The organism is Mycobacterium sp. 236(2023) (genome assembly GCF_029623955.1).
In the GTDB taxonomy this organism is placed as follows: Bacteria; Actinomycetota; Actinomycetes; order Mycobacteriales; family Mycobacteriaceae; genus Mycobacterium.
The window spans coordinates 234908-247187 of sequence record NZ_JARSBP010000008.1 but is presented as its reverse complement, the minus strand read 5'-3'; the positions used below and the strand labels follow the sequence as shown (position 1 = coordinate 247187).

Below are 12280 nucleotides of genomic sequence, written 5' to 3'. Positions count from 1 at the left end.
CGTCGGAAATTTCGCGCTAGAACGGACGTCATGGAGTTTGCGGAGACCGAAGCGCTCGATGAACTCTATGCCGCCAGACCCGAGGACTTCACCGCGCTGCGCACGCGGCTCGCCGCGGCGGCCAAGAAGGGCGGTGACGCGGAGGCGGCCCGCCGGATCACCGCGAGCCGTAAGCCGACCGCGGCGGCGTGGGTGGTCAATGCACTGGCGCTGTCGGGCCCGGCGCGCGATGAGCTGACCGACCTCGGCGCACGACTGCGCGAAGCCCACGGTGCGATGGACCGCGAGGCGATTCGCACCCTGACCGCCGAGCAGCGCAAGCTCGTCGACCGGCTGGCGCGCACCGCCCTCGAGCAGAGCGGCGTCGCGGCGCCATCGAGCGCGCTGCGTGACGACGTCCACGCGACCTTGCAGGCCGCGGTCGCCGATCCGGACGTCGCCGCGCGGCTGGGCCGGCTGACGAAGGCCGAACAGTGGTCGGGATTCGGTGAGTTCGTCTTCACGGCTGCGGTCGGCGGGCCGAAGGCGAAGCCCGCAAAGGCGGCGGCGCAGCCAGTCGACTCCAAGGCGCGAGAAGCTGTGACGGCCGCCGAACGCGCCAAGGCCGACGCCGACGCCGCGCTGACCGAGTTGCAGTCCGACCTTGCCGACGCCCGGCTGCGGCACCAGGACGCGCAGCGCCGACTGGCCGATGCCGAGGCCGCGCTGACGACCGCGGAGGACGCCTACGCCGCGGGCAAGCAGGCGTGCCGGGACGCCGCCGATGCCGTCAAGGCGGCGAAGCGGGCCGCGAGAAGCTGACACGATAGGTTGCCATCAGGACACGTCAGACCACGACGTGGTAAGCGAAATGCTCAGCGCCACGCTTAGTTTCGGGGGTTGTCATGGTGACGCAGGCGGAGACCGATATTCGCCGGGTGGTGACGGGAGCGTCCATCGGCAACGCCGTGGAATGGTTCGACTTCGCCATCTACGGCTTCCTCGCGACCTTCATCGCCGCGCACTTCTTCCCGAGCGGCAACGAGACCACGGCACTGCTCAACACGTTCGCGATCTTCGCCGCGGCGTTCTTCATGCGTCCGCTCGGCGGGTTCTTCTTCGGTCCGCTCGGCGACCGGATCGGCCGGCAGAAGGTGCTCGCGATCGTCATCCTGCTGATGTCGGGCGCGACGCTCTGCATCGGTCTGCTGCCGACGTATGAGGCCATCGGTGTGGCCGCACCGCTGCTGCTGCTCGTGCTGCGATGCGTGCAGGGATTCTCGGCGGGCGGTGAGTACGGCGGCGGCGCGGTCTACCTCGCCGAGTTCGCCAGCGACAAACACCGCGGCCTGACGATCACGTTCATGGCGTGGTCGGGCGTGGTCGGCTTCCTGCTGGGCTCGGTCACGGTGACCCTGTTGCAGGCGCTGCTGCCGGCTGCGGCCATGGAGAGCTACGGCTGGCGGATCCCGTTCCTGATCGCGGGACCGCTCGGCCTCGTCGGGCTCTACATCCGGCTGCGGCTCGGGGACACCCCGCAGTTCGCGGAGCTGAGCAAGGCCGACAAGACCGCGGACAAACCGCTGCGGGAGGCGGTCGACACGTCATGGCGCCAGATCCTGCAGGTGATCGGCTTGTTCATCGTGTTCAACATCGGCTACTACGTCGTATTCACCTTCCTGCCAACGTATTTCATCAAGACCCTGCAGTTTTCGAAGTCCGCGTCGTTCACTTCGATCACGTTGGCCTGCCTCGTCGCACTGATCCTGATCCTGCCGCTGGCAGCCCTGTCGGATCGGGTCGGGCGCCGACCGCTGCTCATCGGCGGCTCCGTCGGCTTTCTGCTCCTCGGCTACCCGTTGTTCCTGCTGCTGACCTCGGGGTCACTGGTGGCCGCCGTCGCCGCGCACTGCCTGCTGGCGGCGATCGAGTCCGTCTACATCTCGTGCGCGGTGTCCGCCGGCGTCGAACTGTTCGCCACCCGCGTGCGGTTCAGCGGCTTCTCCGTCGGCTACAACGTCTGCGTCGCCGTGTTCGGTGGCACCACGCCCTATGTCGTCACATGGCTGACCGCCACCACCGGCAACTCGATCGCGCCGGCCTTCTACCTCATGACCGCCGCCGTCGTCTCTCTCGCGACGGTGTTGACGCTGCGAGAGTCGGCAGGGCGACCACTGGCCCAAGTGCAATAGAGTCGGGGGGATGAAGCTTCGCGTCTTGCCCTACGTGACCGTCGAGATCGACGACCGGCTCCGGCGCAAGGTGCGACGCGCTGGCGAGCGCTTCCGGCTCACCGTGCGCGCCCATCTCCTCAGTGCCGCCGACGACCTCGACACCGCCGTGGATCGCGCCGTCCACCGCGTCGACTCGGTGGTCGCGGGAGTCACCGACAAGATCGGTGCGGGCGTACAGGAAGAGCCGGCCCAGAGGCCTCATCTGCGGGTTGTCGGGAACTGATTCTGTGATCGGCCATGGCCTCACGGTTCTGCTGGCGTTCCTGGCCGCGGTTTTCCTCGCAGTCGGCATCGTTGTGCGGCAACGTGCCACTCTCGACGTCCCTGTCGAGGACGGTGTCAGCACGGTCATGTTCCGCACTCTGCTGCGCAGGCCGTTGTGGTGGGCGGGGACGGCGGCTGCGATCGCGGGCTTCGTTTTCCAGGCACTCGCGCTGGCCAATGGCTCGCTGCTGCTCGTGCAGCCCATCCTGGTCTCCGCGCTGCTGTTCGCGCTGCCGCTGAGTGCCCGCCTCGCACACCGCAGAGTGTCGCGGGGCGAGTGGATGTGGGCGGTGCTGCTGACGGCCGCGCTCGCTGTGTTCGTCATCCTCGCCAAGGCGAGCCCCGGTGACTACGAGGCGTCGCTGACGACCTCCGCGGTGGTCGCGGTCGCCTGCTCAGCCGCGGTGCTGACGTGTGTGATCGTGGGGACGCGGTTCGCGGGCTGGGTCCGGGCGGTGTCGCTCGCCGTCGCGGTCGGGGTGATCTTCGGTGTGGTCGCGGTGCTCACCAAACTCGTCATGCACCTGCTGACTCACGAAGGTGTGGGCGCGGTCCTCACGACTCCGGTGCTCTACCTGCTGGCGTTGCTCGGCGTCGTCGCCATGCTGTTGCAGCAGTCGGCCTTTCACGCCGGTTCCCTGCAGACCTCGGTGCCCACGATGCTGGTGCTCGAGCCGGTGATCGCAGTGGTTCTCGGGTCGGTCGTGCTCGGCGAGCATCTCGACGTCAGCCGGTGGGATCTGGTCGCGATCGTCGTGTCGACCATCGCGATGGCGGCAGGCACCGTGGCGCTCGGCCGAGGCGAGGGCGCGTACGAGGAGGCGCTGGAGGCGGCCAACCGCCGGGCTGAGGCTGCCGAGAATCAGGCGGCGTCGGAGAGCGCGTAGCCGCGGTCCCTGGCGACATCGGACAGCACGGTCCGCAGCTGCTTGCGGCCGCGGTGCAGCCGGGACATCACGGTGCCGATCGGCACATTCATCAGCTCGGCGATCTCCGTGGTCTTGCGGCCTTCGATGTCGGCGTAATACACCGCGGTCCGGTACTTTTCGGGCAACGCGCGCATCGCGGCCGCGATCGTCGGGTCGGTCGTCACCGACATCACCAGGTCCTCGGTGGATCCGGTTCCGGCAAAATCGCCGAACTCGTCGGTGAACTGCAGCATCGGGCGACTCTGCTGCCTGCGGTAGGTACTCAGGTGGGTGTTGTGCATGATCCGGTACAGCCAGCCGATCAGGTTGGTGCCTTCGGCGAAGCTGCCGAAGGCGGCGTAGGCCTTGGCAGCGGTCTCCTGAAGCAGGTCTTCGGCGTCGGCGTGGTCGCGGGTCAACCGGAGGGCGTGCCGGTACAGGTCCTTGATCAACGGGACGGCGTCGCGTTCGAATCGGCGGGTCAGCAGTTCGTCATGCGGGGCGGCGGCAGTGCGGGCGATGGTCTGGGTGGCGGGCATGGATCAACCCTCGCGCGCGGCGGGCACCCAGTCTGCCCTGCTGGCCCCCCAATCGGGTCGGGAGAACCGCACTCCCGACTACCGGTTATCCCCCATGCCAGGACGACCATCGGGTGATCTCGACGGTCACCACCGGGCCGTCGAGCTCGATCCGCTGATACTGCGGATACTTCGCGCGCAGTAGACCGTAGCCGGTCGCCATCTCCACCCCGCTGTGATGGATAGTCGCGACCCCGTCGGCACGCACCCACCACAGCTGTGACCAGTCGTCGTCGTAGTGGTCGACGAGCAGGCTCACGACGGGGTTGGCCTCGATGTTCGCCAGCCGGCGTAGCCGTTGCGTCGTCTTGGGTTTCGCGTCGACGGCGGTGTAGAGGATGTCGTCGCGACCCTCACCTATCGCGAACACCACCGGGACCAGGTGGGGCACCGCGTCGGCGCCTGCCGTCGCGAGCATCGCCACCGGCGCGGAGGAGAACTCGCCGGGAGCGTCGAAGGCGCCGTGATCGGCCATGCATCCAGAGTAGGGTTGCGCTCTGCTGGTTGGATTCATTCACTGCGGAGTCGTGCGGCGGTAACCGCCTGGCCACTGCATGGCCTCCTGCACATCGGAAGGTTCGGCATGCCCGTTAAGAACTTCTCCAGATCCCTCACCGCCGCGCTCACCGCGCTGCTCGTCACCGGCGCGGTGGCGTGTGCACCGCCCGAGAAGGAGAGCGAGGGGGCGCAGACCGAGTCCGGCGTGAACGCCGCCGAAGCCACGTCGGCGCAGGATTTCGGCGGCATGGAGGGCCTCGTCGAGGCTGCCAAGGCCGAAGGTGAGCTCAATGTCATTGCGCTGCCGCCGGATTGGGCCAACTACGGGGCAATCATCGCGGCGTTCACCGAGAAGTACGGCATCAAGGTCAACTCCGCGCAGCCCGACGCGTCCAGCCAGGACGAGATCAACGCCGCCAATCAGCAGAAGGGCCGCAGTAGCGCGCCCGACGTATTCGACCTCGGACAGTCGGTGGCGCTTGCCAACACGTCGATGTTCGCGCCGTACAAGGTGGAGACGTTCGACGACATCCCGGCGGCGTTCAAGGACGCCGACGGCACCTGGGTCAACGACTACGGCGGCTACATGTCCATCGGCTTCGACGCGTCGAAGGTGCCGCCGGTGACGAGCATCGACGATCTGCTCAAACCCGAATACCGGGGCAAGGTGGCGCTCAACGGCGATCCGACCCAGGCCGGTGCTGCGTTCTCCGGAGTGCTGATGGTGGCGCTGTCGCAAGGCGGTTCGGCCGACGACATCGCCCCCGGCGTGGAGTTCTTCCGCAAGCTCAACGAAGCGGGCAACTTCCTGCCGGTCGACCCGACTCCCGCCACCATCGAATCCGGGCAGACCCCGGTGGTCATCGACTGGAACTACACGAACTCCTCGGAGACGAAGAAGCTGCCGTCGTGGACCGTCGTCGTCCCGCCGGAGCATCCGGTGGCCGGCTACTACTACCAGGCGATCAGCAAGGACGCGCCGCACCCGGCCGCCGCGCGACTGTGGCAGGAGTTCCTCTACAGCGACGAGGGCCAGAACCTGTTCGCGCAGGGCGGAGTTCGTCCGGTACGCGCCGACAACATGTCCGCCGACGGCACTCTCGACCCCGCCGTCGCGGCCGCGCTGCCGGTCGTCGACGGGCCGGTGACGGTGCCCACCCCACAGCAGACCGAAACGGCTTCTCAGTACCTTTCCCAGAACTGGGCCGCCGCGATCGGCTGAGGTGGATCACCTGTGAAAGTCGCGAAGCGGCTGAAAGAGGCACTCCCGCTGCTGCCCTTCCTGATCGTCGTGGTGATCTTCCTGATCATCCCGACGGTCACGGTCGTGGTCAGTTCGGTGTACATCGACGGCGTCTTCTCGCTGGATCGCATCGCGGCGCTGTTCACCGGCACTGCGCTGTCCGCGCTGGCCAGCAGCGTGGTGCTCTCCGGCGCGACGGCCCTGATCGGTGCGTTTCTCGGGGCGGTGATGGCGTGGCTGATCGTCAGCAGCCCGCCGACGTCGATGTTGCGCCGCGCGGTGCTGTCGCTGTGCAGTGTGCTGGCGCAGTTCGGCGGTGTCGCACTGGCTTTCGCGTTCCTGGCGACCGTCGGGCTCAACGGTGTGCTGACGCTGTGGGTGCAGCAGATGTTCGGGTTCAACCTGGCCGGGTCAGGCTGGCTGTACAGCCTCGCAGGTCTGATCCTCGTGTACACCTACTTCCAGATCCCGCTGATGGTCATCGTGTTCGTCCCGGCGCTGGAAGGTCTGCGCGAGCAATGGCGCGAGGCGGCCGTCAGCCTCGGTGCCTCGACGTTCGCGTACTGGCGCGAGGTGGCCATCCCGCTGCTGACCCCTGCTTTCCTGGGTTCGGCACTGCTGTTGTTCGCCAACGCCTTTGCCGCCTATGCCACCGCCGCCGCCCTGGTCAGCCAGGGCAGCCCCATCCTGCCGCTGCTGATCCGCGCCTCCCTGGTCAGCGAGGTGGTGCTCGGGCAGGCCGGATTCGCGTACGCACTGGCACTGGAGATGATCGTCGTGGTGGCGGTGGTCATGGTCGCCTACAACCTTCTGGTGCGGCGCAGCTCCCGGTGGCTGTCATGAGAACAGCTGTGCGCGGGGCACTCTGGGTGATGTTCGGCCTGTTCTTTCTGTTCCCGCTCTATGCCATGGCCGACTTCTGCACCCGGAATCTGTTGGGGGAGGGCAGGACCTGGCGGGCGTGGGCGAACCTGGTGTCCGACGAGGCGCTGTACCAGTCGATCGTGGTGTCGCTGCTGCTCGCGGTGTTCACCGTCGTCGCGATGCTGGTCCTGCTGGTGCCGACGATGATCTGGGTGCGGCTGCGTACGCCCTATGCCAAGCGGCTGGTCGAATTCCTCTGCCTGCTTCCTTTGACGATCCCGGCGCTCGTCATCGTCGTCGGTCTGCGCAACGTCTATCTGTGGGTGACGTACTTCCTCGGCGAATCCGCGCTGACGCTGACGTTCGTCTACGTCATCGTGGTGCTGCCGTTCGCGTATCGCGCGATCGACGCAGCGCTGTCGGCCATCGACCTGCAGACGCTGTCGGAGGCCGCCAGGTCGCTGGGCGCAGGGTGGCTGACCACGATCACGCGGGTGGTGGTCCCCAACATCTGGTCGGGAATCCTTTCGGCCGCTTTCATTTCCATTGCGGTGGTGCTCGGTGAGTACACCATCGCGTCGCTGTCCGGGTACGAGACCCTGCAGGTTCAGATCGTGCTGATCGGCAAGAGCGACGGCCCGACGTCCGTGGCGGCCTCACTGGCCACACTGCTCTTCGGCTTCGCGCTGCTGTTGATCCTGTCGCTGGTGACCCGCGGACGCAATCGCCGACGAACCCCAGGAGTGACGACGTGAGCAATGCGGGTGTGGCTGTGCAGCTGACCGAGTTGACGCGCGTGTTCGGGACGGCCCGCGCACTGGACGGGCTGACCCTGCACATCGAGCCGGGTGAGATGGTCGCGCTGCTCGGGCCGTCAGGCTGCGGAAAGACGACGGCGTTACGCATCCTTGCCGGCCTCGACGAGGCGACGTCGGGGACGGTGTCGGTGGGCGGCGTCGACGTCAGCACGGTCCCGGCGAACAAACGCGATATGGGCATGGTGTTCCAGGCCTACAGCCTGTTCCCGCATCTGACGGTGCTCGACAACGTCGCGTTCGGATTGAAGATGCGCGGAAAAGGCAAGCAGGACAGGCTTTCCCGGGCTGCGGACATGCTCGACCTGGTCGGCCTGGCAGAGCACAAGTCCAAGTACGCCAACGAGCTCTCCGGCGGCCAACAGCAGCGGGTCGCGCTGGCCAGGGCGCTGGCCATCCAGCCGCGCGTGCTGCTCCTCGACGAGCCGTTGTCGGCGCTGGACGCGAAGGTGCGCACCCAGTTGCGCGACGAGATCCGGCGGGTCCAGCTCGAGGTCGGGACGACGACGCTGTTCGTCACCCACGACCAGGAGGAGGCGCTGGCCGTCGCCGACCGCGTGGGGGTGATGAGTCAGGGCAGGCTCGAGCAACTCGCCGCCCCCGCCGAGCTCTACGCCAACCCGGCCACCCCGTTCGTCGCGGACTTCGTGGGGCTGAACAACAAAGTGCCCGCAGAGGTTTCGGGCGGAACGGCGCACCTGCTGGGCACGTCGGTGCCCGCACTCGCCGGCTCCGTCGACGGTGACGGGGTGGCGATGGTACGGCCGGAATCCGTCACCGTGACCCCCGGCGGGACCGCGACCGTCGCGTCGGTGTCGTTCCTCGGGGCGATCTCCCGGGTCAACGTGACGCTGGCCGACGGATCTGCGGTCAGCGCTCAGATGGCGAGCGCGGCGGCGCGCAGGTTCTCGGCGGGTGACGCGGTCACCGTCGGCCTCGAATCCGGCGGGGTGCTCGTCACTCGCGCCTAGACGTCCTCAGACATCCTTGACGGGCTCGATGCCGAGGTCGCGGTACGTCACGAGCGCGTGAAACGGTATGTTGCGCTTGGCGAAGCGGCCGGTGGCGATGTCGCCGCGGTCGACCATCGGGATGACGCCGGTGACGACGACGCCGAGCGGGGCAATCCGTTCCAGCGCGAGCTCGGTCGATCCGCCGGTGCTGATCACGTCGTCGACGAGCAGCACCTTCATGCCCGCTTCGAGTCGGGTGCCCTCGACCCACTGTTCGCGTCCGCGCTTCTTCTGCTCCTTGCGCACCGAGAACCAGGCCTTGCCCGTCACCATTGCCACGCCGTGGGCCAGCGGGTCGGCGCCCATCGTCAGGCCGCCGACGGCGTCGAACTCGATGCCGTTGGCGGCGGCGAGATCGGCGACGGCCTTCGACACGATGGTCAGCCGTTCCCCGGTGTCGACGGCGTACTTGCCGTCGATGTAGTCATGGCTGAGCTGACCGCTGACAAGCTTGAACGGCTCTTCGCGGCGTTCGTGACCCCGGGTGCGGATCAGGTCGAATGCGGCTTGCCAGGTCGGGGAGCGGTCGTCGGACACGCCCGTCATCCTATTTCACGCGCCCGACGTGCCAACTCGACCGTCGCCGAACGCAATTCGTCGATCGAATCGATGGGGCTGGCGTAGCCGATCCGGGTGTAGGCCAGACCGCGGTCGGTGGTCAGGCGCAGATCGAGTCCGTAGCGGTCGGCGCCGGTGCAGGTGGCCGCGGTCGTGTCGGGGTATCCGCCGAGAGTGCGGGCCATCGCGGCAAGCGAATCGGCGTGATCGTCGTTGAGGTGGGTGACCGCGCCCGCGGATCGCGGTGTCACCGGGTCGGGTTCGGCCGCGGAGTACGCGTCCCCGCTCGTGGAGTCCATGCGGCCGTAACCGCCCACCCAGCGCACCCGGGTGACCCGCAGGACCCAGAGGGAGAAGTCGCTGTAGTCGATGTAGTACTTCGCCGCGGCGACGGCTGCCAGATGAGCCTCCCGCGCGGCGTCGCGTTCGGCGCCGGTGGGCGATTCGACGTGGCCGGCGAGGGTGATCCTGGCATTGGCGAGCGGGTCGGATTCGGTGGCCGGTGCGACGATCGCGATGCTCGCCCGCGGATCCCCCGAGAGGTTTCGGCCGTGCTCGGCGAGATTGGACACGCACAGCACCGGTGCGCCGCCGAGAAGTCCGTACGTGACGAACGACGCCCACGGGTCACCATCGGCGGTCAGCGTTGCCAGCGTGCCGTTGTTGGTCGACGCGGCGATCGTGCGGGCCTCCTCGGCGGCCGACGGACGCACGGTGTTTGCCGGTTCGGTCAGCGGTGGCGGGACGGTGGGCGCGTCACCTGGGTCGCCATGATCACGAGTCACGTCGGCACCCTATCCGGTTCGAGGTTGCGATCGCAGTCTGCGGTTTGTGCGGATGTTCTAGAATTGCGGAGGCTTCATCCCCAGTCCAGCAAGAGAACTTCCCGAATCGGGTGCACCATGGTCAGGCCTGCGCTGCGTTCCTGCGCAGTTGCTGGCGCGCTGATAGTGACGTTGATGTTCGGTGGCGGTCCTGCCGCGACACCCGTCTTCGCAGACCCGGGGGACCCCGACAGCACCAGCCAGGATTCGCCGGATCCCGGCGGCGACACCGGAGACGGGTCGGACGAGTCCGGGTCCGGCGAGGCCGTTCCGAACGAACCCGACGAACCCGAAGCGCCCGAGGAAACGCCGGAGCCCGACAGGTTGCCTGCCGAGGATCCGCCCGAAGAGGTCGTGCGCAGCAGCGAACCCGAGCCCGAGCCGGCCCGCGGTGGCGATACCGGCGGCCGCGATGTGCAGGAGCCTGCGCCCGCACCGCCCCCGGCGCCAGCCCCGGTCTACTCCAACTCGATCAAGCTTCCGTGGCTCCGTTTGCCGGCCGCCGGGGAGATCCCGGCAGGCAGCTGGCCCACGGTGTCCAGCTTCTACACCACCCTGGTGATACCCGTGCCGACGCTCGGAGAGTTCATCAGGGCGCTCGGCGTCGTTCCCGCACCCGCGCCGGCGCCCGGCCCGCAGTTCCGGACGCAGGAGGAAGTGCCTGTCGCCGACGCCGGTACGGGCACCGTGACCGGCGGCGTCCCGGGCGCAGGGGGCGGTGGTGGCGGCGGCTCGCCGATCGCGGAGCCGGTCGTGTTCCGCGCCCCGTTGGTGACCGTGCCGAGGTCGAGCACGATCGCAGGCCGCCCAACCAAGGTCCCGACCACTCCAGCGGGCGTCGCACCCGCTCCGGGCGTCACCGCGCCCGGCGCCGCTGGGGTGCGGACCCCCACCATCCGCGGCTCGGTCCCGCCGACACCTGGAGCAACCGCGCCGCTGCCCGCCACCGCGGCCGGCGGCCAGTCGCCGCGCGCCGGCGCCTATTCGCGCGGTATGACGAGCCCGACGGTGGCCGAGATCGCCGCGGTGGCGCTGCCCGGAGTGGCAGGCCTGCTGTTCCTCACGTTCAGCGGCGGGATGATCGGATACCGGCAAGCCAACAGCGCGCGCTTCGTCCGGACGGCGGGCGCCGAGCGCTTCCTACCGTGATCCGCGCGATCGCACCCTGATTGTTTTCCGGCCCACCTGGGTAGGTTCCACAGCATGACGCTGGCATTCGGCGATTGGATCCTGCACCGGCGCTGGTACGCCGGCCGGAACCGTCAACTCGCGTCGGCCGAGCCGGTCGGGGTGACACCTCTGGGTGACGATCTCGAGCACGTCCTGCTCGACGTCACCTACACCGACGGATTCACCGAGCGGTACCAGGTTCTCGTCCTCTGGGAGGACGGGCCGGTCGACGGCTATCCCGAGGCTGCGGTGATCGGCGCCGACGGCGGGCGGGTGGCGTACGACGCGCTCTTCAATCCGCAGGCAGCCCAACGCCTGATCGCTCTGATGGACACGTCGGAGACGGTGGCCGGATTGACGTTCAGCAAGGAGCCGGGTGTCACCCTCCCGGTGAACGCGCCACCGAAGGTATCCGGCGCCGAGCAGAGCAACACCAGCGTGATCTTCGGAAAAGACGCGATGTTCAAGGTCTTTCGCCGGGTCACTCCCGGCATCAACCCCGACATCGAGCTGAACCGGGTGCTCGCCCGGGCGGGCAACCCGCATGTCGCCAGCCTGCTCGGCTCCTACGAAACCTCTTGGGAGGGGGCAGGTTCCGAGCCTTGCGCGCTCGGCATGGTCACCGCATTCGCCGCCAACAGCGCCGAGGGCTGGGACATGGCGACCGCAAGCACCCGCGACCTGTACGCCAACCAGGTGGGCAGCGATTTCGCCGGCGAGTCCTACCGGCTCGGCGAGGCGGTGGCGTCGGTGCACGCCACGCTGGCCGACAGCCTGGGCGCCTCCGAGGCGCAGTTCCCCGTCGACACGGCGCTCGAGCGGCTGGCGGCGGCGGTGCAGGCCGCGCCGGTGCTCGAAGGGCACGCCGCGCTGGTGGAGGAGCGGTACCGGCGGCTCGCGGGCACCACGATCGGTGTGCACCGCGTGCACGGCGATCTGCACCTCGGGCAGGTGCTGCGCACACCCGAGAACTGGCTGCTCATCGACTTCGAGGGCGAACCCGGCCAGCCTCTCGACGAGCGACGCCGGCCGGATTCACCGTTGCGCGACGTTGCGGGGGTGCTGCGGTCCTACGAGTACGCCGCCTACCAGGACCCCGATCCGGCGCACGCGCAGCAGGCGCAGACATGGGTAGACCGCAACTGCGCCGCGTTCTGCGACGGCTACGCGGCGGTCGCCGGTGCCGACCCGCGGCACTCCGCGGACGTGCTGGCCGCCTACGAACTGGACAAGGCCGTCTACGAAGCTGCGTACGAGGCGAGGTTCCGGCCGTCGTGGCTGCCCATCCCGATGCGGTCGATCCAGCGCATCCTGGCTGTTTAGCGAACCAGC

The 12280-nt window shown here is 68.4% G+C and carries 14 protein-coding genes; 10 read left to right on the top strand and 4 right to left on the bottom strand.

Annotated features, from left to right (window positions below; genetic code table 11):
• Positions 1-30 precede the first annotated feature (30 nt).
• From P9A17_RS27865 to P9A17_RS27850, 4 genes are all read left to right on the top strand, one after another.
• Positions 31-801 (top strand): hypothetical protein, encoded by a 771-nt coding sequence (locus P9A17_RS27865; RefSeq protein ID WP_278042007.1) that lies wholly within the window; start codon positions 31-33, stop codon positions 799-801.
• Positions 802-884: 83 nt separating this feature from the next.
• Positions 885-2171 (top strand): MFS transporter, encoded by a 1287-nt coding sequence (locus P9A17_RS27860; RefSeq protein WP_278042006.1) that lies wholly within the window; start codon positions 885-887, stop codon positions 2169-2171.
• A gap of 10 nt (positions 2172-2181) precedes the next feature.
• Positions 2182-2436, top strand: coding sequence for a hypothetical protein (locus P9A17_RS27855; RefSeq protein ID WP_278042005.1), 255 nt, complete (start codon positions 2182-2184; stop codon positions 2434-2436).
• A 4-nt stretch (positions 2437-2440) separates the two neighbouring features.
• Positions 2441-3364, top strand: a complete 924-nt coding sequence (locus P9A17_RS27850) for a DMT family transporter (RefSeq protein WP_278042004.1) — start codon at positions 2441-2443, stop codon at positions 3362-3364.
• Here the strand turns inward: P9A17_RS27850 and P9A17_RS27845 are convergent.
• Both P9A17_RS27845 and P9A17_RS27840 read right to left on the bottom strand, forming a co-directional pair.
• Positions 3340-3924, bottom strand: coding sequence for a sigma-70 family RNA polymerase sigma factor (locus P9A17_RS27845; RefSeq protein WP_278042003.1), 585 nt, complete (start codon positions 3922-3924; stop codon positions 3340-3342). The two genes, P9A17_RS27850 and P9A17_RS27845, sit on opposite strands and share 25 nt — an antisense overlap.
• 85 nt (positions 3925-4009) lie before the next feature.
• Entirely contained in the window at positions 4010-4438 is a 429-nt protein-coding gene (locus tag P9A17_RS27840; RefSeq protein WP_278042002.1) for a TIGR03668 family PPOX class F420-dependent oxidoreductase, read from the bottom strand.
• 108 nt (positions 4439-4546) lie between these two features.
• On the opposite strand from P9A17_RS27840, the gene P9A17_RS27835 reads away from it, so the two are divergent.
• From P9A17_RS27835 to P9A17_RS27820, 4 genes are read left to right on the top strand one after another with little or no spacing between them, the layout of a single operon-like run.
• Positions 4547-5683, top strand: a complete 1137-nt coding sequence (locus P9A17_RS27835) for an extracellular solute-binding protein (protein ID WP_278042001.1) — start codon at positions 4547-4549, stop codon at positions 5681-5683.
• Positions 5684-5695: 12 nt separating this feature from the next.
• Positions 5696-6547 carry an ABC transporter permease subunit gene (locus tag P9A17_RS27830; RefSeq protein WP_278042000.1) on the top strand — a complete coding sequence of 284 codons (852 nt, stop codon included), beginning with the start codon at positions 5696-5698 and terminating at the stop codon, positions 6545-6547.
• Entirely contained in the window at positions 6544-7323 is a 780-nt protein-coding gene (locus P9A17_RS27825) for an ABC transporter permease subunit (protein WP_278041999.1), read from the top strand. Before P9A17_RS27830 ends, P9A17_RS27825 begins: the two co-directional genes overlap by 4 nt.
• Positions 7320-8354 carry an ABC transporter ATP-binding protein gene (locus tag P9A17_RS27820; RefSeq protein WP_278041998.1) on the top strand — a complete coding sequence of 345 codons (1035 nt, stop codon included), beginning with the start codon at positions 7320-7322 and terminating at the stop codon, positions 8352-8354. Before P9A17_RS27825 ends, P9A17_RS27820 begins: the two co-directional genes overlap by 4 nt.
• 6 nt (positions 8355-8360) lie before the next feature.
• Here the strand turns inward: P9A17_RS27820 and P9A17_RS27815 are convergent, their stop codons facing one another.
• Together P9A17_RS27815 and P9A17_RS27810 are read right to left on the bottom strand one after the other, a co-directional pair.
• Positions 8361-8942 carry an orotate phosphoribosyltransferase gene (locus tag P9A17_RS27815; protein WP_278041997.1) on the bottom strand — a complete coding sequence of 194 codons (582 nt, stop codon included), beginning with the start codon at positions 8940-8942 and terminating at the stop codon, positions 8361-8363.
• Entirely contained in the window at positions 8939-9739 is an 801-nt protein-coding gene (locus P9A17_RS27810) for a DUF2470 domain-containing protein (RefSeq protein WP_278041996.1), read from the bottom strand. The genes P9A17_RS27815 and P9A17_RS27810 overlap by 4 nt, the downstream gene beginning before the upstream one ends.
• 174 nt (positions 9740-9913) lie before the next feature.
• Here P9A17_RS27810 and P9A17_RS27805 point away from each other — a divergent pair, with 174 nt between their 5' ends.
• Entirely contained in the window at positions 9914-10927 is a 1014-nt protein-coding gene (locus tag P9A17_RS27805; RefSeq protein ID WP_278041995.1) for a hypothetical protein, read from the top strand.
• 54 nt (positions 10928-10981) lie between these two features.
• Entirely contained in the window at positions 10982-12271 is a 1290-nt protein-coding gene (locus P9A17_RS27800) for a maltokinase (RefSeq protein WP_278041994.1), read from the top strand.
• Positions 12272-12280 lie beyond the last annotated feature (9 nt).

Excerpts from the sequence above, each read along its gene's own strand:
- P9A17_RS27865 (WP_278042007.1), top strand. The coding sequence starts at position 31 with ATGGAGTTTGCGGAGACCGAAGCGCTCGATGAACTCTATGCCGCCAGA.
- P9A17_RS27860 (WP_278042006.1), top strand. The coding sequence starts at position 885 with ATGGTGACGCAGGCGGAGACCGATATTCGCCGGGTGGTGACGGGAGCG.
- P9A17_RS27855 (WP_278042005.1), top strand. The coding sequence starts at position 2,182 with ATGAAGCTTCGCGTCTTGCCCTACGTGACCGTCGAGATCGACGACCGG.
- P9A17_RS27845 (WP_278042003.1), bottom strand. The coding sequence starts at position 3,924 with ATGCCCGCCACCCAGACCATCGCCCGCACTGCCGCCGCCCCGCATGAC.
- P9A17_RS27840 (WP_278042002.1), bottom strand. The coding sequence starts at position 4,438 with ATGGCCGATCACGGCGCCTTCGACGCTCCCGGCGAGTTCTCCTCCGCG.
- P9A17_RS27835 (WP_278042001.1), top strand. The coding sequence starts at position 4,547 with ATGCCCGTTAAGAACTTCTCCAGATCCCTCACCGCCGCGCTCACCGCG.
- P9A17_RS27825 (WP_278041999.1), top strand. The coding sequence starts at position 6,544 with ATGAGAACAGCTGTGCGCGGGGCACTCTGGGTGATGTTCGGCCTGTTC.
- P9A17_RS27815 (WP_278041997.1), bottom strand. The coding sequence starts at position 8,942 with ATGACGGGCGTGTCCGACGACCGCTCCCCGACCTGGCAAGCCGCATTC.
- P9A17_RS27805 (WP_278041995.1), top strand. The coding sequence starts at position 9,914 with ATGTTCGGTGGCGGTCCTGCCGCGACACCCGTCTTCGCAGACCCGGGG.
- P9A17_RS27800 (WP_278041994.1), top strand. The coding sequence starts at position 10,982 with ATGACGCTGGCATTCGGCGATTGGATCCTGCACCGGCGCTGGTACGCC.